General features: G+C 60.9%; 22 protein-coding genes, 1 tRNA gene, 1 pseudogene and 1 CRISPR repeat array. Of the genes and pseudogenes, 16 read left to right on the forward strand and 8 right to left on the reverse strand.

From position 1 onward, the window contains the following. Positions 1 to 172: 172 nt before the first annotated feature. From rpsI to FHR23_RS12265, 5 genes are all read right to left on the reverse strand, one after another. Positions 173 to 709, reverse strand: coding sequence for a 30S ribosomal protein S9 (rpsI, locus tag FHR23_RS12245; protein WP_184004347.1), 537 nt, complete (start codon positions 707 to 709; stop codon positions 173 to 175). Continuing rightward, a complete protein-coding gene (rplM, locus tag FHR23_RS12250) occupies positions 709 to 1,188 on the reverse strand; it encodes a 50S ribosomal protein L13 (RefSeq protein WP_184004441.1) in 480 nt (159 codons plus the stop codon). The genes rpsI and rplM overlap by 1 nt, the downstream gene beginning before the upstream one ends. Before the next feature lie 135 nt (positions 1,189 to 1,323). Continuing rightward, positions 1,324 to 2,160: a hypothetical protein gene (locus tag FHR23_RS12255; RefSeq protein ID WP_184004349.1), complete on the reverse strand. Its 837-nt coding sequence runs from the start codon at positions 2,158 to 2,160 to the stop codon at positions 1,324 to 1,326. Next, positions 2,141 to 2,461: a divalent-cation tolerance protein CutA gene (cutA, locus tag FHR23_RS12260; protein WP_184004351.1), complete on the reverse strand. Its 321-nt coding sequence runs from the start codon at positions 2,459 to 2,461 to the stop codon at positions 2,141 to 2,143. The genes FHR23_RS12255 and cutA overlap by 20 nt, the downstream gene beginning before the upstream one ends. Beyond that, positions 2,458 to 3,522, reverse strand: a complete 1,065-nt coding sequence (locus FHR23_RS12265) for a COX15/CtaA family protein (protein ID WP_246359858.1) — start codon at positions 3,520 to 3,522, stop codon at positions 2,458 to 2,460. The genes cutA and FHR23_RS12265 overlap by 4 nt, the downstream gene beginning before the upstream one ends. Positions 3,523 to 3,613: 91 nt before the next feature. On the opposite strand from FHR23_RS12265, the gene FHR23_RS12270 reads away from it, so the two are divergent. From FHR23_RS12270 to FHR23_RS12280, 3 genes are all read left to right on the forward strand, one after another. Then, positions 3,614 to 4,018, forward strand: a complete 405-nt coding sequence (locus tag FHR23_RS12270; RefSeq protein WP_184004355.1) for a MerC domain-containing protein — start codon at positions 3,614 to 3,616, stop codon at positions 4,016 to 4,018. A 19-nt stretch (positions 4,019 to 4,037) separates the two neighbouring features. Next, positions 4,038 to 4,496, forward strand: coding sequence for a Fur family transcriptional regulator (locus tag FHR23_RS12275; protein WP_184004357.1), 459 nt, complete (start codon positions 4,038 to 4,040; stop codon positions 4,494 to 4,496). A gap of 94 nt (positions 4,497 to 4,590) precedes the next feature. After that, on the forward strand, positions 4,591 to 4,965 hold the full coding sequence (locus FHR23_RS12280; RefSeq protein WP_184004359.1) for a lysozyme inhibitor LprI family protein: 375 nt from the start codon (positions 4,591 to 4,593) through the stop codon (positions 4,963 to 4,965). Positions 4,966 to 4,977: 12 nt separating this feature from the next. Here the strand turns inward: FHR23_RS12280 and FHR23_RS12285 are convergent, their stop codons facing one another. Beyond that, complete coding sequence (locus FHR23_RS12285; RefSeq protein ID WP_184004361.1) at positions 4,978 to 6,855, reverse strand: ABC-F family ATP-binding cassette domain-containing protein; 1,878 nt, start codon at positions 6,853 to 6,855, stop codon at positions 4,978 to 4,980. Positions 6,856 to 6,934: 79 nt separating this feature from the next. Here FHR23_RS12285 and FHR23_RS12290 point away from each other — a divergent pair, with 79 nt between their 5' ends. The 5 genes from FHR23_RS12290 to proC all read left to right on the forward strand — a co-directional run bounded on the left by FHR23_RS12290 (position 6,935) and on the right by proC (position 10,061). Next, positions 6,935 to 7,681 carry a TlyA family RNA methyltransferase gene (locus FHR23_RS12290; RefSeq protein WP_184004363.1) on the forward strand — a complete coding sequence of 249 codons (747 nt, stop codon included), beginning with the start codon at positions 6,935 to 6,937 and terminating at the stop codon, positions 7,679 to 7,681. A gap of 100 nt (positions 7,682 to 7,781) precedes the next feature. Continuing rightward, positions 7,782 to 8,336 carry a TspO/MBR family protein gene (locus FHR23_RS12295; RefSeq protein ID WP_184004365.1) on the forward strand — a complete coding sequence of 185 codons (555 nt, stop codon included), beginning with the start codon at positions 7,782 to 7,784 and terminating at the stop codon, positions 8,334 to 8,336. Positions 8,337 to 8,350: 14 nt separating this feature from the next. Continuing rightward, a complete protein-coding gene (locus tag FHR23_RS12300; RefSeq protein ID WP_184004368.1) occupies positions 8,351 to 8,638 on the forward strand; it encodes an accessory factor UbiK family protein in 288 nt (95 codons plus the stop codon). A gap of 107 nt (positions 8,639 to 8,745) precedes the next feature. Then, positions 8,746 to 9,252, forward strand: a complete 507-nt coding sequence (locus tag FHR23_RS12305) for a type III secretion system chaperone family protein (RefSeq protein ID WP_184004370.1) — start codon at positions 8,746 to 8,748, stop codon at positions 9,250 to 9,252. After that, positions 9,252 to 10,061, forward strand: a complete 810-nt coding sequence (proC, locus tag FHR23_RS12310) for a pyrroline-5-carboxylate reductase (protein ID WP_184004444.1) — start codon at positions 9,252 to 9,254, stop codon at positions 10,059 to 10,061. The genes FHR23_RS12305 and proC overlap by 1 nt, the downstream gene beginning before the upstream one ends. Before the next feature lie 176 nt (positions 10,062 to 10,237). On the opposite strand, the gene FHR23_RS12315 is transcribed toward proC, so the two are convergent. Beyond that, entirely contained in the window at positions 10,238 to 10,786 is a 549-nt protein-coding gene (locus FHR23_RS12315; protein WP_246359859.1) for a MarR family winged helix-turn-helix transcriptional regulator, read from the reverse strand. A 73-nt stretch (positions 10,787 to 10,859) separates the two neighbouring features. Here FHR23_RS12315 and FHR23_RS12320 point away from each other — a divergent pair, with 73 nt between their 5' ends. From FHR23_RS12320 to cas2, 7 genes are all read left to right on the forward strand, one after another. After that, a complete protein-coding gene (locus FHR23_RS12320; protein ID WP_184004372.1) occupies positions 10,860 to 11,957 on the forward strand; it encodes a branched-chain amino acid aminotransferase in 1,098 nt (365 codons plus the stop codon). A 68-nt stretch (positions 11,958 to 12,025) separates the two neighbouring features. Next, positions 12,026 to 12,100, forward strand: a tRNA-Gln gene (locus FHR23_RS12325). A gap of 709 nt (positions 12,101 to 12,809) precedes the next feature. Then, positions 12,810 to 13,595, forward strand: a complete 786-nt coding sequence (locus FHR23_RS12330) for a hypothetical protein (protein WP_184004374.1) — start codon at positions 12,810 to 12,812, stop codon at positions 13,593 to 13,595. A 228-nt stretch (positions 13,596 to 13,823) separates the two neighbouring features. Further along, a complete protein-coding gene (locus FHR23_RS12335) occupies positions 13,824 to 15,539 on the forward strand; it encodes a hypothetical protein (RefSeq protein WP_184004376.1) in 1,716 nt (571 codons plus the stop codon). A gap of 452 nt (positions 15,540 to 15,991) precedes the next feature. After that, positions 15,992 to 19,174 carry a type II CRISPR RNA-guided endonuclease Cas9 gene (gene cas9, locus FHR23_RS12340; protein ID WP_184004378.1) on the forward strand — a complete coding sequence of 1,061 codons (3,183 nt, stop codon included), beginning with the start codon at positions 15,992 to 15,994 and terminating at the stop codon, positions 19,172 to 19,174. After that, entirely contained in the window at positions 19,132 to 20,034 is a 903-nt protein-coding gene (gene cas1, locus FHR23_RS12345) for a type II CRISPR-associated endonuclease Cas1 (RefSeq protein ID WP_184004381.1), read from the forward strand. Before cas9 ends, cas1 begins: the two co-directional genes overlap by 43 nt. A 2-nt stretch (positions 20,035 to 20,036) precedes the next feature. Further along, on the forward strand, positions 20,037 to 20,366 hold the full coding sequence (gene cas2, locus FHR23_RS12350) for a CRISPR-associated endonuclease Cas2 (RefSeq protein ID WP_184004383.1): 330 nt from the start codon (positions 20,037 to 20,039) through the stop codon (positions 20,364 to 20,366). A gap of 58 nt (positions 20,367 to 20,424) precedes the next feature. Then, positions 20,425 to 21,846: direct repeats of the CRISPR family, unit length 36 nt; unit sequence GTCCTACCATCGGCAAATCGGTAGGGAAACCACGGC. Between the two features lie 309 nt (positions 21,847 to 22,155). On the opposite strand, the gene FHR23_RS12355 is transcribed toward cas2, so the two are convergent. After that, positions 22,156 to 22,818: a hypothetical protein gene (locus FHR23_RS12355; RefSeq protein ID WP_184004385.1), complete on the reverse strand. Its 663-nt coding sequence runs from the start codon at positions 22,816 to 22,818 to the stop codon at positions 22,156 to 22,158. A 109-nt stretch (positions 22,819 to 22,927) separates the two neighbouring features. Between FHR23_RS12355 and FHR23_RS12360 the strand changes: the two are divergent. Then, a pseudogene (locus tag FHR23_RS12360) lies at positions 22,928 to 23,310 on the forward strand (transposase); the annotation flags it as partial.

Raw genomic sequence — 23,310 nt, forward strand, 5'->3', positions numbered from 1 at the left:
ACCACCCCACTCGCTTGCAACGCCAAAATTCATCTGGAGTTAATGTCGCGTCGCCCTGTTGCGAATTTGTGACGCTAAGGACATCAATACCCTGAACTATCACGGAAATCCGTACGAAAAAGGGCGGCCCGTTGCCGGACCGCCCTGAATTTCGTTTCGATGAAGAAACGACTTAGCGCTTCGAGAACTGGAAGCTGCGGCGGGCCTTTGCCTTGCCGTATTTCTTACGCTCGACCGCGCGGCTGTCGCGGGTCAGGAAGCCTGCCTGCTTGACCGGGGTACGCAGCGCGGGTTCGTAGCGCGTCAGGGCCTGGCTGATGCCGTGCTTGACGGCACCGGCCTGACCGGACAGGCCGCCGCCCTTGACCGTGCAGACCACGTCATACTGACCGCGGCGCTCGGTAATGTCGAACGGCTGGTTGATGACGAGACGCAGCGTCGGGCGTGCGAAATACACGGCCTGATCGCGGCCGTTGATCGTGATCTTGCCCGAACCGGGCTTCAGCCATACGCGGGCGACCGCATCCTTGCGGCGACCGGTGGCATAGGCGCGACCATATTGATCGACTTCCTGTTCACGCAGCGGCGCGGTTTCGCGCACGGGCGTGTCGGCATCCGGCGCGACCTGCGCGTCGGGGGCGGGCTGGGCAGCGGGCTGACCCTCGGTCAGCTTGCCCAGATCGGAAAGAGACTGGCGATTATCGGACATCAGGCGCCCACCTTGTTCTTGCGATTCATGCTCGCGATATCGAGGACTTCGGGGTTCTGAGCTTCATGCGGATGCTCCGAACCGGCGTAAATGCGCAGGTTGCGCATCTGCTGACGACCAAGCGGGCCGCGCGGGATCATCCGTTCGATGGCCTTTTCCAGCACGCGCTCCGGGAAGCGACCTTCGAGCACCTTGTCGGCGCGCACTTCCTTCAGCCCGCCGGCATAACCGGTGTGCTTGTAATACATCTTCTGCGTCAGCTTCTTGCCGGTGAACTTCACCTTGTCGGCATTGATGACGATGACATTGTCACCGCAATCGACATGCGGGGTGAAGCTCGGCTTGTGCTTGCCGCGCAGAACATTGGCGATGATCGTCGCTGCGCGACCGACCACCAGGCCTTCGGCATCGACGATATGCCATTTCTTTTCCACCTCATGCGGCTTGGCCGACTTGGTGGTCTTCATCAGCGCCTTCATGGGCTTTTCGACCTTGCTATCAGGGTTGAACGAGTAAACGCCGCCCAACGGGACGGCGTCGATGGCGGCCGTTTGGCGGAACATTGCTGTTAAGTCAAGCGAAACCGGGCAATAGCGAACGGGTATTATAGTACCTTATGGTTGTTCGGAGACCGTCGCCACCGTTGTTTCAACCTGTTCCAGCCCGTCGATTGCAGTGGTTTTCGTGTTCGTGCGCCGTACGATCAGCGCGGTGGCGGGATCGATTTCCTGCTGGGTGGTAATGATCAGATGCGCGTCGACTGGATGCCCCGTTTTGTCGGGTGTGCGCAGGTCTCCCGACACGCTGGTTTCGACGGTCAGCAGCTTGCCGTCCATCCAGCTTCGTCGCGTTCCCGTCAGCGCCGCCTTCTGGCGTTCATAAGAGAGGGTGGGACGGGAAACATCCTCTGTCGGGTGGACGCCGCGCGCAGTGGCGGCGACATCATAGGCGGAACTGAGCAATGACCCCAGCATCATGCGCTGCTGGGCCGGGGACAGCGCCAGCATCCGCGCGCGGATCGCGGGTGCGTCTGCCTTGCGAGGGGATTCCACACCGTCGAAGCGGGATACGATACCGTCGCAAAAGCGGCGCCACAGTTCGGCGCGGTCTTCTACGGAGAGAATTTTTCCACCGGCGTCGAGGTGATAGCGGATAACGCTGCCGGTCAGCGGCCTGACGCCCGCTGCGAACAGTGCGCTGCGCTTGTCATGCGCGGTGCCGCCTGCATCGGTCAGTGTCATTTCGGCGACATAGCCGTTTTGTGCGCGATGAAAGACGATCCGGCGGACCAGATGAACGCTGTTATGTTCTGTGCCGAACCGAAAGCGGGTTTCGGTGCGGTAGATCAGGGTGCGGTCCAGCGGCGGCGCGAAAACGCCTGCCTCTGCGCTGGCAGGCGCAGGGGCCGGGCGGGACAGGGCAGGGACCGGATCAGGCGCCGGTAGAAGCATGGACCCAGGCGATGGCGGGAGGAGCGGCGTGGGCGATCCAGTGTTCGATGACCGGCACGTCATAGGGGTGCAGCGCGGTAAGGCGCGCACATAGCCTGTCGGTCAGCGGAATGGCGGTTTTGAACAGCACCGGCACTTCCGGGTCTTCGGCGATACCGTCCTGCCAATGATAGATGGACTGGCACGGCGCCATGACATTGGCGCAGGCGGCAAAGCGTGCCTCGACCAGTTCGCGGGCGACCGCCTTGGCGGTGGCGGCGTCGGGAAAGGTCGTATGCACCAGCATCATCGTGTCGCTCATACGGTTCTGCGTCCCCGTTCGCCCAGCAGGTGGGCGCACCATGTTGTCGCCACCACCAGCAGTGCGCCGACCAGTTGATGCGATGCCGCCAGCCAGATCGGTACGCCCGCCATCACCACCGCGATGCCGAGCAGGATCTGAATGCCGATCAGACTATGCACGGCGACCGATGCCGAGCGACGAATACCGCGTACCTTGCGCGCCAGCACGACCAGTGCGCCCAGCGTTACCCAGGCCCACCAGCGATGAATGAAGTGCACCGTATACGGATCGTTGAACAGTGCGTCGGCCAGCGGATGGCTGGAAAACTCCGCATAAGGAAAGAAATGCCCGTTCATCAGCGGCCATTGATCTGTGACGAGCCCGGCGCGCAATCCCGCCATGAACGCGCCATAGATGAGCTGGATCAGCAGGATCAGGCCGACCGTGATGGCGACCGGACGCAGCACCGCAGGGCGCGCCAGCGGATTGGTCGACAGTTGCCGCAGGTCGAATGCGGTCCACAAAATACCTGCCATGGTGAACAATGCGGTGATCAGGTGGATCGCCAGCCAGTAATGGCTGACCTCGATCATACCCGGCTGCAAGCCTGAGCGTACCATCAGCCAGCCGAACGCCCCCTGCAATCCGCCCAACGCGAGCAGCGCGACCAGACGCCAGCCATAGCCGCGCGGGATCTGACGCCGGATCGCGAACCAGACCAGCGGGATGAAGAATGCCATGCCGATGAACCGGCCCAGCAACCGGTGCGAATATTCCCAGAAGAAAATGCCCTTGAACTGGGTGAGCGTCATCCCCGCATGGATCGCGGCATATTGATCGATTTCGCGGTAATGCGCGAACTCCGCCTGCCACTGGGCGTGGCTTAACGGCGGGATGATACCGCTGATCGGATCCCATTGGGTGATCGACAGGCCGGATTCGGTGAGCCGGGTGACGCCGCCCACCACCACCATCGCGACGATTAGCGCGGCGACGAAGAACAGCCAGTTGGCAATGGCCTTTGGCCGCGCCGTTACGGGGATATGAGTCGATTGCAGCACGCTGTCCGCTTTACGCAAGCCTGTGCGCAGATGCCAGTGCATCGAGATGACGCGAACATGAAATGTTATGTTGTACCTTTAAGCGGAGCTGCCTATACCGAAAGCCGTCATGACCACCCTGGCATCCCCGGTCGGCATCTGGAGCCGTATCGACGCGCGCATCGACCGGATTGCGATCGCGCTCAGCGGGCTGTGTCTGGTCCATTGCATCGCAAGTGCGGTCCTGCTCGCGCTGCTGGCATCGGCGGGAGCGCTGCTCGATCCGCATATTCACGAAACCGGGCTGGCGCTGGCGATCGTGCTGGGTGTAATCGGCCTGGGGCGCGGCATCCTGACGCACGGGCAGATGCTGCCGCTCGTGTTCGGCGCGTTCGGACTTGGCGTGATGGCCGGAGCGCTCAGCATTCCGCATGGTCCGGAAGAGACGATTTTCACGCTGCTGGGCGTCACTTTTCTCGCCGCGGGACATGAACTGAACCGGCGTGCCGGGTCGGGAGCTTGCTGCGCGCACTAACTGTGCTTACCTTGGTGGGATGCACGGTCACGATCATCATGAACATAGCGGCGCCGCCCTGACCCATGCGGCGCAGATGACGCTGGAAAAGGCGGGCGAGCAATGGACCGCCATGCGCGAACGCGTGTTCGAGGCGCTGGCGTCGTTCGATAACCCGGCATCGGCCTATGATATTGCCGAGGAAGTGTCGAAGCGGGAAGGGCGCCGCGTCGCCGCCAACAGCGTGTATCGCATCCTCGACCTGTTCGTGACATCGAACCTCGCCCGGCGGGTGGAAAGCGAAAACGCCTATATCGCCAACGCGCACCCCGACTGTCTGCACGATTGTATTTTTCTGGTGTGCGATACGTGCGGTCAGACCACGCATATCGATGATGACACCATTACCCGTACAGTGCGCGTCGCTGCCGAAAAAGCGGGCTTTTCACCAGAGCGCCCGGTGATCGAGGTGCGTGGGAAATGCTCTGATTGTAGCTGATTGCGCAGACTGATGGATGACCCATCAGCGTTTTGACCTCTCTGCTGTATCCTATGCGACGGGCGCTATCTGAAAGCATGGGAGAAGGCAGAAAATGATGATTTCCGCTCTGGCGCTGCTGCTAAATGCGGTGCAACCCGCACCGCAGGCGGCTTCGCGTGCCTCATGCATGGATAAAGCGCAGACCAACCTTGATTTTCAACATTGCGGCGCGGCGGAGGTGACGCGGCTGGACGGCGAACTCAACCGCGTCTGGAAACAGGTTTATCCGTCGCTCGACGCGGAAACGAAAGCTGCATTGCTGAACGAGCAACGGCTGTGGATCAAGTTCAAGGACCAAAGCTGCAGCGCCTGGCAGACCGGCTATTTCGGGCGCGAGGGGCAGGTCATCCATTTCTATGCCTGCCGCGCCGATGTGCTGCGGCATCGCATTGAATATCTGAAGTCGCTGAAGCCGTCGGGAATGTGACGAACCGGCGGTTCAGGCTGCTTCCTGCCCGGCTTCCAGCGCCTCGGCGGCTTCCATCCATTCGGCTTCGGTCGCTTCCAGCTTTGCCTCGACATCGGCGCGGCGTTTCATCAGGTCGCTCATCGTCAGCTTTGCCAGTGACGGCTCCGCGCTGGCCGGATCGAACATCGCGCGGTCGAGCGCCGAACGTTCCTTTGTCAGCTTTTCGGTCTGTGTCTCCAGCACCTTTACCCGCTTCGACAGTTCACGGAAGCGTTCGCGCGCCTCGGCATTGGCCTTGCGCTGCTCCTTCTTGCTGATCTTGTTGGCCGCGTCGCCGTCCTTCGGCGCGCCGCTCGACAGGATCAGCGCGATATAGTCGTCCAGGCTGCCGTCAAATTCGCGCGCCGTGCCGTCATCGACCAGCACCAGCCGGTCGGCGGTCATTTCCAGCATGTGCCGGTCGTGGCTGACCAGCAGAACCGCGCCCGAATAGGCATTCAGAGCCTGTACCAGCGCCTCACGCGCATCAACATCAAGATGGTTGGTCGGTTCGTCGAGGATGAGGAGGTGCGGTGCATCGCGGGTAATCAGCGCCAGCGCCAGTCGTGCGCGCTCGCCGCCCGACAGCTTTTCGACCTTCGTCGTCGCCTTGTCGCCCGAAAAGCCGAACCGGCCCAGTTGCGCGCGCACGGCGGCGGGTTTTGCGTCGCGCATCTGCCGCGTCATATGGTCGAGCGGCGTGTCGCGGCTGTCCAGTTCCTCGACCTGATACTGGGTGAAATAGCCGACCCGCATCTTGCCCGACGCGTTCATATCGCCTTCCATCGGCGCAAGCTGTGCGGCGAGCAGGCGGGCAAGCGTGGTCTTGCCGTTACCGTTGCGGCCCAGCAGTGCAATCCGGTCGTCGGGATCGAGCCGCAGGTTGAGCCGTTTGAGCACCGGTGTTGCGCCATAACCGACCGCTGCCATGTCCAGCGTAATCAGCGGCGGGCGCAGTTCGTCGGGATCGGGAAAGCCGAACGACAGCGAAGGATCTTCCGCCATCGCTGCGATCGGCTGCATCCGTGCCAGCGCCTTGGCGCGCGACTGCGCCTGTTTGGCGGTCGAGGCACGGGCGGAATTGCGCGCGATATAGTCGGCGAGTTTCTTGCGCTGCGCCTCCTGATTGGCGCGCGCGGCCTCGATCTGCGCCACGCGTTCGGCGCGCTGCCGCTCGAAGGCGTCATAGCCGCCGGGATAGAGTGTCAGCTTGCCGCGTTCGAGATGCAGGATGTGATCGACGACATTGTTGAGGAAGTCGCGCTCGTGGCTGACGACCAGAATCGTCGCCCGATAGCTTTTGAGGAAATCCTCCAGCCACATCACCGCTTCGAGGTCGAGGTGGTTCGACGGTTCGTCGAGCAGCAGCACATCGGGTTGCGAAAAGAGCAGGGAGGCAAGCGCGACACGCATCCGCCAGCCGCCCGAATAGCTGTCGAGGCTGCGATGCTGCATTGCCTCGTCAAAGCCCAGTCCGACCAGAATCTTGGCCGCGCGCGCAGGTGCTGCATGGGCGTCGATGGTGTTCAGCCGTTCGTGCAGCTCGCCCAGCCGGTCGGGATCGACGCAATGTTCGGCTTCTTCCATCAGCGCCGCGCGCTCGGCATCGGCGGCGAGCACGGTTTCGAACGGCGTCGCGCTGCCCGCCGGTGCTTCCTGCGCGATATAGCCCAGCCGTGCGCCCTTCGGCATGTCGACCGAACCGGCATCCGCCTCCAGATGCCCGGCGATGACGCGCACCAGTGTCGATTTGCCCGCGCCGTTACGCCCGATCAGGCCGACCCGCGAACGCGGCGGCAATGCGGCGGTCGCACCGTCCAGGATCGTGCGTCCGCCAAGGCGCACCTGAATGCCGTTGAGGTTGAGCATGGCGCGCGCCTAGCACCGGATGCGCGCGATCCCAAGTGGCGACTTGCAGATGCGCTGATGACCGGGCAGGGAAGTTGTCATGGCAAAGATGCGCGCGGACCAGATGCTTGTCGATCGCGGACTGGTGGAAAGCCGGACGCGCGCGCAGGCGCTCATCATGGCGGGGCTGGTGTTCGCGGGCGACCGCAAGGTGGAAAAGGCGGGGCAGCAACTGCCTGAGGACACCCTGCTCGATGTGCGCGGGCGCGATCATCCCTGGGTGTCGCGCGGCGGCATCAAGCTGGCGCACGCGCTGGAGGAATTCGGGATCGACCCGACCGGCAAGGTTGCCATCGATGTCGGCTCCTCGACCGGCGGCTTTACCGATGTGCTGCTGAGCAAGGGTGCGGCGCGGGTCTATGCGGTGGACAGCGGCACCAACCAGCTTGCGTGGAAGCTGCGGCAGGACGACCGCGTGATCGTGCATGAAAAGACGAGCGCGCGTATCCTGACGCCCGACCATATTCCCGAACCGGCCGACCTGATCGTGTGCGATGCCAGCTTTATCGGGCTGGCCAAGGTGCTGGAGGTGCCGCTGCGCTTTACCGCGCCCGGCGCGACGCTGGCCGCTCTTATCAAACCGCAGTTCGAGGCGGGGCGGGACGAAGTGGGGAAGGGCGGCGTCGTGCGCGACCCGGCCGTGCATGAACGCGTATGCGCAGAGGTGCGCGACTGGCTGACCGGAATCGGCTGGCAAGTGCGCGGAATCACACAAAGCCCGATCACCGGGCCGGAAGGAAATGTCGAATTCCTGATTTGCGCCGACCTTCCCGATACGCCCCGTTGAGGGACGCTCGTCCTGCCTTTGCCTCGTTTGGGCGCTTGCATCCTTGTTCAGCATCGGCAACATGCCCGTCCGCCATATCGGGCCGGAAAGGGAGCTGGGCTTGAGCGAGATCGCGTCGAAGGGGCAGTTGTGGGGGGCGTATTTCCGCTGGGCCGTGGTGACGGTGCCGCTGATCCTGTTGCTGGGATTCGCATCGGCAAGGCTTTTTCCCGGCGGCAGTGAAAATGCCTGGTACATGGCGCTTGCCAAACCGTCGGTTACGCCGCCCGGATGGGTGTTCGGCGCGGTCTGGACGGTGCTCTATATCCTGATGGGGCTGGCGCTCGCGATGATCCTGAATGCGCGCGGGTCGCGCTGGCGCGGTCCGGCGATTCTGCTCTTCGGGTTGCAGTTCATCGCCAACCTCGCCTGGACGCCGGTATTTTTCGGCTATCACGCCGTTATCGCCGCGCTGATACTGATTGTGGTGGTGTTCGTGCTTGCTTTGCTCACGACCTTGTGGTTCGGGCGCATTCGCTCGGTCGCGGCGTGGCTGATGGTGCCCTATCTGGCGTGGATCGTCTTTGCCGGAATTCTGCTGTATCAGGTGCATGCGATGAACCCGGATGCGGCAACCCTTGTCCCGCATGCGGCGAGTACCCAAATCGCCTTGTGAACGGAGATACGTACATGCAGTCCGAAAACCGCCTTTTCGACGATTTCGTCAAGATGATGAACGGGGCCGCCGGCACCATCGCCGGCATGGCGCGTGAAGGCGAAAGCGCCGCGCGGGAGCGTGCGCGCGAGTGGATCGGCGGGATGGATTTCGTCAGCCGAGACGAATTTGAAGCCGTCAAGGCCATGGCCGCTGCCGCACGGGACGAGGCTGATGCGCTGAAGGCACGAATCGAAGCACTGGAAGCGGCAGCGAAACCGGCGGTCAAAGCCAAATCGAAACCGGACACTGCCAAGTCCTGACCGGCTTATCCACAGCTTTTTGGATTGAATCGGCGGGCTTTGCTTGTGCCGACCTTCCCGAATTGGCAGCATCGCCCGGTATTTGATGGCGAAAGGGAAAGGACTTCATGCTCGACGAAACGGCGTTTGACCGGGACGAGAGTGCCGCGCCCATCGATATGCTGGAAAGCTATTTCGCGGCGCATGACTGGACCTATAGCCGCGAAGATGAAGAAATCGTCGCGAAGGTAAAGGGTAGCTGGGCCGAATATGAACTCCGCGCCATCTGGCGGGAGGAAGACAGCGTTCTGCAGTTTCTGGCTTTCCCCGATGTCCGCGTGGCGCAGGGGCAGCGCAGTGCGATTTACGAGACGCTGGGCCGGATCAACGAACAATTGTGGATCGGCCATTTCGAGCTGTGGTCGTCGAGCGGCATCCTGCTGTTTCGCCATGCCGCGATGATGGGAGCGGGCGACAGTGCGGGCATGACGCTGGAGGAGGCGGAACTGCTGGTCGAATCGGCCATTGATGAATGCGAACGCTATTACCCGGTGTTCCAGTTCGTTTTGTGGGGCGGAAAAAGCCCGACCGAAGCGATTGAATCCGCATTAATCGACACGCAGGGAGAAGCATAATTTCTGATATCCCCGAAAAAATCTGGCTGATCGGCTGTGGCAACATGGCGGGCGCGATGCTGCGCCAATGGGTCGCAAGCGGCGATGTGTCGCCCGATCAGGTGACGGTCATCGACCCCGGTACGCCAAAAATTCCTGAAGGTGTGCGTCATTTGCAGTCGCCGCCGGAGGACGGTCTGCCCGATGCGCTGATGCTGGGGGTGAAGCCACAGATGCTCGATGGTGTGGCGGAAAGCCTGGCGCCGCGCGTACAGGGCGTGCCGCTGCTGCTGTCCATCCTTGCCGGGGTTGAGGTTGCGGCGCTGGCGAAGCGGTTCGATGCGGGCGCGGTGGTACGCGTTATGCCCAACCTGCCGGTCGGTCTGGGCAAGGGCGTGGTGGCGCTGCATGGCGTTCCACCGGGCAGTGCGCAGGGCAAGGCCGCGAGTGCGCTGATGGACTCGCTGGGCCTGGTCGAATGGATCGACAAGGAAGAATTGTTCGATTCCGTCACCGCGCTTTCGGGGTGCGGGCCGGGTTTCGTGTTCCGCTTTATCGACGCGCTGGCCGATGCGGGCGTTGCGGTCGGGCTGGAGCCGGATCAGGCGCTGCGGCTTGCCACCGCGACCGTCAACGGCTCCTCGGCGATGGCGGCGGATGCCGATGACAATCCGGGTGTGCTGGCCGACCGCGTCGCCAGTCCGGGCGGTTCGACACGCGAAGGCATGAACGTGCTCGACCGCGACGAAGCGCTGAAGAACCTGCTGATCGAGACGCTGACCGCGGCGCGCGACCGTAACCACGAACTGGCCGCCGCCGCGCGCGGCTGAGGCGTCGCGTTCAGGACGGATCGCCACTCAGAAGACGATGTGACGGAGTCGTAGACGTTCGTAGAACAATATGGAGGATTTGCGTGACCCGGCGCGCAGCGTACTTTCGGTACGTGAGCACCGGAATCGCGGAAAGCCGCCATTTGCAGGCCATCAGGGCTGAATGGCGATCCGCCCTAGCGTTGCCCGGTGGATCGGGCGTTGCTTGCATCGGTTTCGGGAAGCAGCGCGCGCTCGCTTTCCGGGATCAGGTCCTCTAGCACTGCCCAGAATCCGCCGACCGCTTCCTGCCCGGCGCTGGAATAGGCCGCCGACAGCTTACGGCGCAGCGCCTCGAACAACTGCGCCTCCAGCGCGCGACCGCTATCGGTCAGGCGCAGCAGCTTCTGCCGCCGGTCGCGTGTTCCCGCCCGCGTCTCCATAAGGTCGCGATCGGCAAGGTCGTTCAGAACGCGGCCCAGCGACTGTTTGGTAATCGCCAGCAGACGCAGCAGCTCGCCCACGGTCAGGTCGGGTTGGCGCGCGATGAAATAAAGCGCGCGGTGATGGGCGCGGCCCAGACCTTCCTCTGCCAGTCGTTCATCCAGCGTGCGGCCGAGATGGCTGTAGCCGAAAAACAGCAGTTCAATCCCGCGCCGGATTTCGGGTTCACGCAGGAACAGCGGAGAAGCGCCGCGCGACGGTTCGGAAGGAGTGGAAGCAGGCATGTTGACGGGTTTTGCCATCGGCTCTACCCCACGGCAACCATTGCCGCGCATTATGTTTCCGCACGGCAGTTTCGATGCGAAAAGGTACGAAATGAGCAGTTCGGATACCCCGGTTTTCGATATTCAGCCCAACGCCGCCCCGGTTCCAGGAAGCGAGCGGGAGGCACGAATCGCCGATCCGGGGTTCGGCAAGGTGTTCACCGATCACATGGCGGTGATCCGCTATAGCGAGGACAGGGGCTGGCACGATGCGCGGATTCAGGCGCGCGCGCCGGTCGAGCTCGATCCGGCTGCCGCGGTGCTCCATTACGCGCAGGAAATTTTTGAAGGCATGAAGGCCTATCGCCTGACCGACGGTGCCACCGCACTGTTCCGCCCGGATGCCAATGCCGCGCGCTTCAAACGTTCGGCGCAGCGCATGGCGATGCCCGAACTGCCCGAAGAGCTGTTCCTCGAATCGATTGCGAAGCTGGTCGAGATCGACAAGGACTGGATTCCGACGATGGAAGGCGGCTCGCTCTATCTGCGCCCCTTCATGTTCGCCAGCGAGACCTTTCTGGGCGTGCGCCCGGCCAGGGAATATCTCTACATGGTCATCGCCTCTTCAGTCGGTGCCTATTTCAAGGGCGGAACGCCCGCGATCACCATCTGGGTGTCGGATGATTACAGCCGCGCCGCGCCCGGCGGCACGGGCGCTGCCAAGTGCGGCGGCAACTATGCGGCCAGTCTGGTCGCGCAGGCGGAGGCGATCCGTCAGGGATGCGATCAGGTCGTGTTCCTCGACGCTGCCGAACATCGCTGGGTGGAGGAACTGGGCGGCATGAACCTGTTCTTCGTGATGGATGACGGCTCCATGGTGACGCCGCCGCTCAAGGGTACGATCCTGCCCGGCATCACTCGCGATTCGATCCTGAAACTAGCGCAGGACGAAGGGATTGCGGTGCGAGAGGAAGCCTATGCCATCGATCAGTGGCGCAGCGATGCCGAAAGCGGCCGCCTGCGCGAAACCTTCGCGTGCGGTACGGCCGCAGTAGTAACGGCAGTCGGTACCGTTAAATCGACCAACGGCGATTTCACCATCGGCGGGGGCGGGCCGGGGCAGATGACCCAGCGGATGCGCCAGCGGCTGGTCGCGATCCAGCGCGGCGAAGCGGAAGATCCGCATGGCTGGGTAAAGCGTCTCTTCTGATCGGGTAATTTTCCTGCAAAGGGCCTTTTCATTTTCGCACAAGCGATGCTAAGGCCCGCAGCCCATGCTGGGGCGTCGCCAAGTGGTAAGGCAGCGGCTTTTGGTGCCGCCATGCGCAGGTTCGAATCCTGCCGCCCCAGCCAGACCTAACAGGTCTTCTAAGTAACTGATCGATAACAAAAATTTCTACGATTCAAAATCAGTGGCCCTATGCCTTGGCATTACGGCTTGGCCACCTCAATCAGGTATGATTCGGCGGCTGCGAAAACGCAATGGTGTCGCGTTAACCCGCCCCAGAAATTTCGCGAAATAAGCCGATACCGAAATCCCGGATCGGAATCGGTGCGAACTGCTTGGGAATGTTTCCGCTCGCCGCTATAATGATGGCGTGAATGAAGACGCCGTCTCTAGCGCTCACGCTGATCCTGCCGCGGGCCCGGCGGATGAAGCGCGTGCGTGGATGGCGCTGCGCGAGATAGCGCTTTACCTGAAGCGGCTGCTGGCTTCGGAGTTCGAGCGGCTAACTCCTGGCCCGCGAACGGCGCAGCGACTTGCGTCGATCCTGATCAGCTTTTTGCTATTCTCGCTGATAGCGGCAGTACGGAACCGGCAACAATCGGCGCAGCGGTCTTGCGCGCGCCTCTTGATGCTAGTGCGCAGATATATCACTAATCCGCCTGAGGCTTGGGTAGCCCCGTAACAATCGCATCGTTGGCCAGAATACGCGCGTCCGCTCATCAGCGGTTTGCGCGCCAGCTACAATGCGTGCGCGGATGATCCCCCGAAAGCCGCGACACCCGCGATATCGCGGGTGTCGCAGGATCATTCGGTTCGCGAAATGCGAGACTGATCATGAAGGACAGCAGTGAATGGGTTCGCCAAGAGATGGTGGACAAAGCAGCAAATGAAGTCAGGGAAGATCGCGATTGCACCATCGGTGAGGTAAAGCCGAATTGGGTCGCCAAGAAGCTTGGGGTGCATGCCGGCGGCGAGATCTATGACAAAGTTTATGACTGGCAACGTCGCGCGGAGGCCGAAGGCGCGGTCTTCGAAATCGAGGTTCCCGCAGAGGTCTTAGCCGCGCGCCGCGCAGCCCTCGAGCGCTTTGTTGACGAAGACATCGCCGACTTCACTCGTGCAGTTAGGTTGGCAGGCGGGGTGATCGATCATGCCGCCGGGCTCCGCGTTGCCGACGCGGAACTCAGGGCCAACCGCGCGACATCCGCGCGTGCTGACCTGCTGACGTTATGCCGAGAAGTGGAAGCCGAGCGCGATACGGCGCGCGCGCAGGTTGCCGAGCTGAGCAAGGCGCTTGCGGCAGCAGAGCGTCGAGAGGAGCGACTGCTTGGTCGGCTGGAACAGCGCGAAATCGACGAAGCTAGCACGGGCGGCACGACCGACATCCCGGTTCTGCCCGCCGCGCACGAGATGAATGCGGCTCGTTGCAGGGGTGAGCCCGGAATCAGCAGGGGCAGTCCGACGGCCACGGCAGGTGCCATGGTGGGTAAGCCGCCAGTCGCCAAAGCCAATGGCTCGATAGACGAGCCGGCCAAACCGGGGGGCGGTGGCAAAAGCGAACAAAACGAGATGCCGCTGGGCGAGCACCCTTCGGAGGCGGGCGGTGTCGATGGGATATGATATGACTGTCGAGAGCCGCCGCCGCTATGGCGGTGGCTCTCTTTTCCCTTTGCGCCCTTCCTTCTTCGGCTTCCCCATGGCGGAGAAGCCACGGCACGCAGCGCTTTCGCGTAGTGCCGTTCCGGGGGTTCAGGGGTACTCCCCTGGCACGCCTTTTTTTCCGCAGGGAAAAAAGCAGAGCGTGTTCTGCTTTTTCTGTCGCGCTTGCGCGCGGTCTTCGAGGAACATATGAAAAAGGATGTAACCGGCGTCGCTGGCGCGGCGCGAGTCGACCAGCTATCGATGGGCGAGCTGACCCACGCCGAACGTCACGGCAAGCGCCTCGATAAGACCAGCAAGTCACGCGCGATCAGTAAGGACCCACCGGTTACCACGACCGGCCTGGACCTCAACATGCTATACCACGCGCACGTCGCTGGTGCCTTCATACCTAAGTGCCGGGCGAGAGAGATGCAGGTGATAGTCCAATTCCCCAAGGACTTGGTGGATGGCGAAGACGCTGCGTTGATGCTCCGGCATGCGCGAGCCTTCGTCGAAGGTGTTTTCGGGCCGGACTCGATCTTCGCGGATCGGGTCGACCGCGACGAGAAAAGCCGCCACGTCGTCGATCTCTTCATCGCGCCGAAGTACGTCAAGACGACGAAGCACCAGGAGAAAGTGGCGGTTACGATGAGCCGTCATCAGAAAGAATTGGCTCGGCAATACAATTGTCCGCCGACGCCAGTCGGCACGGGACGGGCACTTCAGGACGCATTGTTCGATTATCTTCGCAGCCAGATGGGCCTAAATGGCGTGAAGCGTGGTGAGCCCAAAATGATCCCTGGGCCGGATTGGAAGCTGCCCGAGCAGCTGCGGGAAGAAGAATTGGCTCACCTCAAGGCCGAAACCGAGCGGGCGCGCGCTGATGCGAAACGCGAACGAGCGAAGGCAATTGCTGCCCGCGCGGCTATGGAGGCGACGTTCGATCGGTTCGAGGCTGAACATGAGGAGGCGATCGCGGCTGCAATAGCCCGCGAGCAGGCTGCTTCACAGAAAATGGAAGAGGCACGGGCCATCCGCGCCTTAGCCGACCGCGCAAATGAACAGGCGCGCGAAGAGCGGCTGCAGATCGACCGCGACCGTCAGTTGCATATTGACCAGCTTGCTCTCCTTCAACGCGCGCTCGATGAAGATTCAGGGCCTGATCTTCGTCTTGCACAACACCCCGCCGGCGATGTGGGCTTCGTGATGAACGAGCGGAAGATGACTTCGCGCGAACGGCTTGTGTATGGTCAGCCATGGCAGTCGATGATCGCCAACATTGCGCGGCGCTTCGCTCGCTTTCTTGAAAAGGCCCGCGGTGCCGCAGCCAGGCTGTTGGATCGCGAGCTTGCGGTTGAAAGGCAAGAGGCAGAGCTGGCAGAAGCTAAGGCGGCAGCCGCTCGAGCGATAGCGAGCGAGCGCGAAACGCAGATGAAGGAGCATGAGGCCGCGCTGGCAGTGCTCGATGAACGTGAAGCGTTGGTTGATGCTCGTCGTGCCGATGCAGAGCGCCTGGCTGACGAGGCCAGAACGCTGTTCGATCAAGCAGAAGCTTTGGGCGAGGCAGTCATTGAAGATGTGGCCAATAGTGCTCGATGGAACCGCGCGCTGGAGCAAATCGCCGAACGCCCGAGCGTGATTACCGTCGATGCAGAGGGGAAGGCGGCATTCGTCCCAGCCATCGCAGAGCAACTTGGCGACGAGTTTCTCGACACCATCGCGTCTATGGCTTCCGCCGACGCCAAAGTCCCCGATTGGGCGTTCGTAGCGCTTGAGCGGGAATTGGAAATGGCCGAAAAACGTCACGCCGTGCTGAAGAAGGCCGATCCGATTATGAACCCGGCACAGGAATTGGTCGCGCGTGAAGCGCGGAGCGTCATGCGGAACGTCGCTGCCGTATATCAACGCGGCCAGGGCGTTTAGGCCATGAACGTGTGAATAATGGCCTTTCGACATCGAATGCCGGGCTATTGGGGGGCGGCGAACGTCTGCTTTTCGGCGCGGAGGTTTTGGAAGCAGACTTTCTGTATGTGGGGCGTCGTTAGACGTAAATGCGCCCCACATTCTGCCATTCGACCGCTCTCGCCGAATTCCGAAAGCAGTCGTTTCAATTGATCCCGCAGGCAGAGGAAATTCGGTCACATATGTGCTCGAAAAAGAAATCCCCCGCCAGCAGGCTGGCGGGGGATTCTTGATATGAGAAACCTCAATATCAGCGCTTCAATTAAGAAATTTCCGGGGCCCGCCGAAGCGATTGATCATTCTTCACAGTGAAGCTCTGTTACCGTGGCTTCCCTACCGATTTGCCAGATACGTCAATCGCCTATTGACGCTTCCGGGTCAAGCGGCTTGTCTGGGAGGAAGGGGGTAAGGTAATGAACAGCCGTATATCCAATGGTTTAGTCTTCGGAATTGATCTCGGAATTGCGTCTTGTGGTTGGGCCGTCTTGCGTCACCCGACCCAAGCTGATTCAACTGGCGAAATCGAAGCCATGGGCAGTTGGATGTTCGATGTGCCCGAAACCGATAAGGAACGGACACCGACCAACCAAATAAGGCGTGGTAATCGCCTGCTGCGCCGCGTGGTTAGGCGCAGGGCGCAGCGCATGGCGACAATCCGGCGACTGTTCAAGAAACATGGTCTGCTGCCTAGCGATGATCGTGACTCGCTGAAGCGAGCCGATACCGATCCATGGGAGCTGCGGGCAAGGGGCCTGGATCAGCCCCTGAAACCTGCTGAGCTGGCCGTTGCGCTGGGCCACATCGCCAAACGGCGCGGGTTCAAATCCGCCGCTAAACGGAAGGAAGCGAACACCTCGGGCGACGACCAGAAGATGCTTAAGGCGTTGGAAGTCACAAAGGAAAAGCTTGGGCGATACCGGACCATGGGCGAGATGTTCGCACGCGATCCGGAGTTTAAAGATCGCAAGCGCAATACGGATGGCCAATTTAACCGGACCCAAAGCCGCGATGACCTTCTCCATGAGGTTCGCAAACTTTTCGAAGCACAGCGACAGCTTGGCAATGAACTGGCAAGCGACGCCTTGGAAGCAGCATTTGTTAACACCGCCTTCTTTCAGCGACCGCTTCAGGATAGCGAACGGCTTGTCGGTTTATGCCTGTTCGAACCGACGGAGAAACGAGCTGCGAAACACTCACCGTCCTTTGAAAAGTTCCGGCTACTAACCCGCCTTGTCAATCTGCGTATCGCCACCGATGACGGCGAGCGCTCGCTGACACCGGAAGAACTCGTGGCTGCTACCAGCGATCTGGGATCAACTGCCAAGCTGTCGGTGAAGACAATCCGCAAGCGCATCGGTTTGCCCGACGGCCAACACTTTACGGCCATCAAGCCCGACGATGAAGGCCATGACATCGCTGCCCGAACTGGCGAGGCTATGCACGGCACGAAGAAGCTGCGCGATGCGCTGGGTGAGGAGATATGGGCCAGCTTGCTGGAACAACCCGAAACGCTGGACAAAATCGCGCATGTTCTCAGTTTCTTTGAAACAGCCGAGGCAATCGGTGACGAATTGAAGAGGATCAACCTGCCAGCAGCGGCGTCCGACCGACTGCTGGAAGCCTTGCCATCATTCGCGCGCTTCAAAGGTGCCGGCCACATCTCCGCCAAGGCTGCCCGCGCGCTGATTCCGCGTCTTGAAGCGGGTCTACGTTACGATCAGGCGTGTGAGGCAGTGGGCTACGATCACGCCGCCTCGCGCTGGTCGAGGCGAGAACAGGTGGTTGACAAGAAATCCTTTAACCAGCTCGTGAAAGACATGGGGGCGGAGATCGCCAACCCCATCGCGCGGAAATCCCTGGCCGAAGGGTTGAAGCAACTTTGGGCAATGCGCAATCGCTGGGGTCTGCCCGATGCCGTACATATCGAGTTGGCCCGCGATGTCGGCAACAGCCTTGAAGAACGCAACAAAATCAAGAAGCGTCTCGATGATACGACAGCGCAGCGCGAGCGGGAGCGAAAGGAAGCTGCAGAGCAACTTGGCATTGATCCCGGCGATGTCGGCGGAGATACGTTGCTGCGCTATCGGCTCTGGAAAGAACAAGCTGGCGAATGTCCCTATACAGGTGAGCACATTCCGCCCAGTGCGATTGCTGCGACCGACAACAGCTTTCAGGTCGATCACATCCTTCCCTGGTCCCGCTTCGGCGACGACAGTTTCAACAACAAGGTCCTGTGCGTTGCACGCGCCAACCAAGACAAGCGGCGGGATACGCCTTTTGAATGGATCATGCGCACCGAGGGCGAGGATGGCTGGGAATTATTCGCCACCAGGATCGAGACGAACAAGCAGTACCGTGGTTTCAAGAAGCGCAATTACACCTTGAAGAACGCCAAGGAGGCCGAAGAACGCTTCCGCAGCCGCAACCTTAACGACACACGCTATGCCGCCCGCCTTCTCGCTGAGGCCGTGAAGTTGTTTTTCCCGGAAGGGCAAAGGCAGGATCGCGGAGGCACGCGCCGGGTGTTCACTCGTCCTGGCTCACTTACCTCAGCCTTGCGTCACGCTTGGGGCATTGAATCGCTCAAAAAGGTCGATGGCAAGAGGGTCGAGGACGCGCGCCATCATGCGCTAGATGCGCTGGTCGTGGCAGCCGTTGGCGAATGGGAAGTCCAGCGATTGACGAAGAGCTTTCAGGAATGGGAACAGCGCGGCCTTGCCCGACCGTTACGGCGTGTCGAACCGCCTTGGGGAGATTTCCACAGTTTCCGGCGGGAAGTGCAGGAAGCCTATGATACGATTTTCGTCGCACGCCCAGAGCGTCGCCGCGCACGGGGAGAAGGCCATGCTGCGACCATTCGGCAGGTGAAGGAGCGCGATGGCGTGCCCGTAGTGTTCGAGCGCAAGGCCGTTGCTGATCTCAAAGAAAAGGACCTTGAGCGAATAAAGGATCCCGAACGCAACAAGGCGGTGATTGAGGCAATCCGGCAATGGATTGCCGATGGACGCCCGGTTGGTGCTTTGCCGCGTTCCCCCGCAGGAGCCGAAATCCGAAAGGTTCGCCTCAGCACTAAAGGCAAGCCTTCTGTGCCTGTTCGCGGAGGCACTGCCGATCGAGGGGACATTGTTCGAGTCGACATCTTCAGTAAACCCAACACGCGCGGCAAAGACGAGTTCTACGTCGTGCCTGTGTATCCGCACCAGGTCATGGACAAGAAGCAGTGGTCCCGTCCGCCTTCCAGGGCCGTGGTTGCTTACAAGGATGAGGCCGACTGGATTGAAATTGAGAGTTCATTCCGGTTCAGGACCAGCATCTATCCACGAAGCTTTCTGGAAGTCACCAAGCCAGATGGGGAGATACTTTCAGGGTATTTCCAAGGAATGAATCGTTCTACGGGCGCGATCAACCTCACAAACCACCGTAATTCTCGTTTAATGCTCACTGACAATGGATCGAAGACAGAGAGTATCGGGGTAAAGAGACTGTTAACTATAAAGAAGTACAGTGTGGACCGCTTCGGCAATCGTTCCGAAGTGAAGTCGGAGGTTCGCACATGGCGTGGCGCGGTCTGCACATCTCCAACCCCGCCCGACTGACACATCGCAGGCGACAGATCGTCGTCGCGCCGGATGATGGGGACGAAGAACTGACCTTTCCGGTCGAGGACGTAGCCTGGATCATCCTCGACACACCCCAAGTGTCGCTTTCCGGTTCTCTGCTTAGCGCATTGGCGGAAAACGGCGTCGCGATGATTGTGCCCGACGCCAAGCATCACCCAGCCGGTGTGCTGATCTCATTCCATCAGCATCATGCTCAATCGGCAATCGCCCACGCCCAGATCGGAATGACCGCCCCGCTCCAGAAACGACTTTGGCAGCGGATCGTAAAGGCGAAGATCGAAAACCAGGCGGCAGTCCTCCGCGCTATCGGCAATGACCACGCGCAGGCTCTATCAGCAATGGCGTCTCGTGTTGGCTCGGGCGATCCCGGTAATCTGGAAGCGCAGGCGGCTCGTGCTTACTGGCCTCGGCTGTTCGAAGATTTTCGCCGACACGACGAGACACGAGAGAATGGCCTCCTCAACTATGGCTACGCCGTTGTTCGGGCAGCTATCGCCCGAGCCTGTGCTGCATCAGGCTTGCTTCCGGCATTCGGCATTCATCACAAATCCCGCACCAACCCGTTCAATCTCGTCGATGATCTGATCGAGCCTTTTCGACCTTCCGTCGATCGCCTGGCGCAAAAGCGTGCGAATGAAACGGCAGGGACACAACTAGATGTGGATGACCGCCGCCACATGGCGGGCATCCTCGGCGAATCTGTCTCAATTGGGGAAGAGCGACTGACCATTCTTGCCGCCACAGAAGCGGTAGCGGCGGGTCTTGTGCGGGCCATTGAAGGTCGTGATGCTGGCCTGCTCAGCACGCCAGCCTTGCCGCTGGCCCGGCGGGCCTAGTCATGGAAGCAGAGGAGGTCCGCTTCATGTGGCTGATGGTGTTCTTCGATTTGCCGACAAAGACCAAGCCGCAGCGGCGTCGAGCCAATCGCTTTCGCGAATCCCTCAAAAAGGACGGCTTCATGATGCTGCAACTTTCAGTTTACGCGCGCGTCTGTAGGGGGCAAGATGCTGTGGATAAGCATGTTCGCAGGGTGCGTTCGAGCTTGCCCAAGGAGGGAAGCGTCAGAACACTTCAGGTGACGGACAAGCAGTATGGCAGGATGGAATTGATGCTCGGAAACGCACCAAAAACCGAGTCGGTCGGCGCCTCTCAGATGGTCCTGCTGTGATTTCGGCGGCGAGTTGCCCGCGAAAATCACAACAGTTCCAATCCGTTACATCGCAGCTGTCCTACCATCGGCAAATCGGTAGGGAAACCACGGCCCTAATGACATTGAAACGCTCATGAACTATGTCCTACCATCGGCAAATCGGTAGGGAAACCACGGCAACGGTCGCCGCGCTCCGGTAGCCGGTGTTGTCCTACCATCGGCAAATCGGTAGGGAAACCACGGCACGTTCGACTGGCGCGCCCTCCCCGCCGCCGTCCTACCATCGGCAAATCGGTAGGGAAACCACGGCCGGTATCGCCATGGACCAGTCACTACCGGAGTCCTACCATCGGCAAATCGGTAGGGAAACCACGGCGACACTGCGGCGGCCATTCAGGGCGTGCTTGTCCTACCATCGGCAAATCGGTAGGGAAACCACGGCGCGCTTGTCACACAGATGCATGATGCACTGGTCCTACCATCGGCAAATCGGTAGGGAAACCACGGCTAGAGGCACGTCGCCTCTCCAACGCGCCCCGTCCTACCATCGGCAAATCGGTAGGGAAACCACGGCCCATATTCTCATGCGTTGCACATCGCGGTGGTCCTACCATCGGCAAATCGGTAGGGAAACCACGGCAACGAAATCGAAGATAACATTATCGGTCGTGTCCTACCATCGGCAAATCGGTAGGGAAACCACGGCATGACGCACCTGCTTACTCGCCCTCTGATGGTCCTACCATCGGCAAATCGGTAGGGAAACCACGGCTCCCGGTCGCATCCGGATCGCCCAGCGCCTGTCCTACCATCGGCAAATCGGTAGGGAAACCACGGCGGATATGTAGCAGGGTCAATCACCACAACGGTCCTACCATCGGCAAATCGGTAGGGAAACCACGGCCAACAGATACAGCGGTAGCAGGTGACGTAGGTCCTACCATCGGCAAATCGGTAGGGAAACCACGGCGCACTAAGCCTTGGGGCATATATCCGTTCAGTCCTACCATCGGCAAATCGGTAGGGAAACCACGGCGAAAACCGTCGGTCGGGTTCTGTTGCCATCGTCCTACCATCGGCAAATCGGTAGGGAAACCACGGCGCCGGGGAACACGTAAGGGTTGCCTTCAATGTCCTACCATCGGCAAATCGGTAGGGAAACCACGGCTCGGCCGCATATGGTGCCTTCGACACACTAGTCCTACCATCGGCAAATCGGTAGGGAAACCACGGCCGAGCAGGGCGGGAAGGCACCATTGCCCCAGTCCTACCATCGGCAAATCGGTAGGGAAACCACGGCTACAAGCAGCAGGTGGCCGCGATCGCGAAGGTCCTACCATCGGCAAATCGGTAGGGAAACCACGGCCTACCCGTCACCTCACCGCAGTCAGGACAGGTCCTACCATCGGCAAATCGGTAGGGAAACCACGGCCACCGGTCAGGCCGAAAGCGTTGATGGCGGGTCCTACCATCGGCAAATCGGTAGGGAAACCACGGCGCATTTCGTCCGAAGGTGTTAGATTAACCAGCGGCGAATGACACAGAGGAAATCAAAGGCTGGACACATGGCCGCGTCGACCAGCGGAATGCGGAACTTCAATTTACCCCTTGCCAACGGAGGGCTGTCCACACACGGCCCAGAAGAAGCCCTGAGTCACTGCGTGAAAGAGCGGCAGCTATCAGGGAGCAGAAGCCCGCCGGGAAACTGCCACTTTTTCGGGGGGCGATTGGCGAACGACAGCTGAGGAAGCGGCGGCAAATCTGATCCGGTTGACGGGCACCAGCTATGGTAGTGCCCGTCAGAAGCTTAAGCGACGTCGCTGTCGAGCCAAGGCGCGAGCACGGCGGCATCATTGGCGGCCTCTGTTAGTTTGCCCGCAAACCGCCGTTGACGATGCGCTTCAAGCGCGGCGATGTAGCCGCGCCCGGCGCGCAACTCGATCACACGGCGCAGTATGCGATCTTCGACGGCGTCCGCCTGCGCTCTGCCATCGGTCAGCCTGCGCCAACGTGCCAAGAGGAGTGAGGTCGACACCGTGTCCATCTCACACGCGCTTTGCACGTCTTCCCAGCGGCCGGCATAGATCAAGCCCGTCACGGCGAATGGCGGGCATGTGATCTTGCCCGGAATGTCCATCGCAGCCAGCACCTCGGCGAGATGGATCGGCTTCATCTTCATATTTGCGGTCTTGATCCGGGCGAGGTCGAGATGTCGCTGCCGATCGGTGCCGCCGAACGCGAGCCACGCCCATCCACGCGGCAAGGTCAGGCCATAGCGTTCGCAGCCGCTGATCAAGATAGGCAAGTCGTGGGCCATACCCATCCAGGTCACGATTTCAGCATCGCTCGGTGCATCGGCGAGCACCTGCAATACCCCTTCGAGCACTTGCCGCTCGCTGTGATCCGGCGCTGACAAGGTGACGAAGCGCTGGACGTCCATCCCGCCCTGCGGGGATTCGACCAATAACATTAGCGCCGCGGTTGTGATGGTCTGAGAGGTGGCCTGGGAAATTTGGACAGGGGGATAAGTGGATTTTCTGCCTTGCGGCGGCCATGAAGGCGGCCTGACAGGAGTAGAGATGAGCAGACGACCACGCCGGAATCACAGTCCGGCATTCAAGGCGAAGGTGGCACTGGCCGCCGTGAAGGGAGAGAAGACGCTGGCCGAACTGGCGCAGCAGTTCGACGTGCATCCCAACCAGATCACGACCTGGCGCACCCAGTTGCTGGAGGGCGCTGCGGGCGTATTCGGTTCTGAGAGCCCTTCAGAATCAGCCGAACCTGCGGTCGATGTGAAGACGTTGCATGCCAAGATCGGTGAATTGACGCTGGCGAATGATTTTTTAGCCGGCGCGCTCGGGAAGGCCGGTCTGTTGCCGAGCGCAAAGCGATGATTGATCGTTCGCATAGCTTGCCGTTGGCGCGACAGGCGCGGGAACTGAGGATCAGCCGGGGCAGCGTC

The sequence above is a fragment of the Stakelama sediminis genome (genome assembly GCF_014199335.1).
Taxonomy (GTDB): Bacteria; Pseudomonadota; Alphaproteobacteria; order Sphingomonadales; family Sphingomonadaceae; genus Sphingomonas; species Sphingomonas sediminis.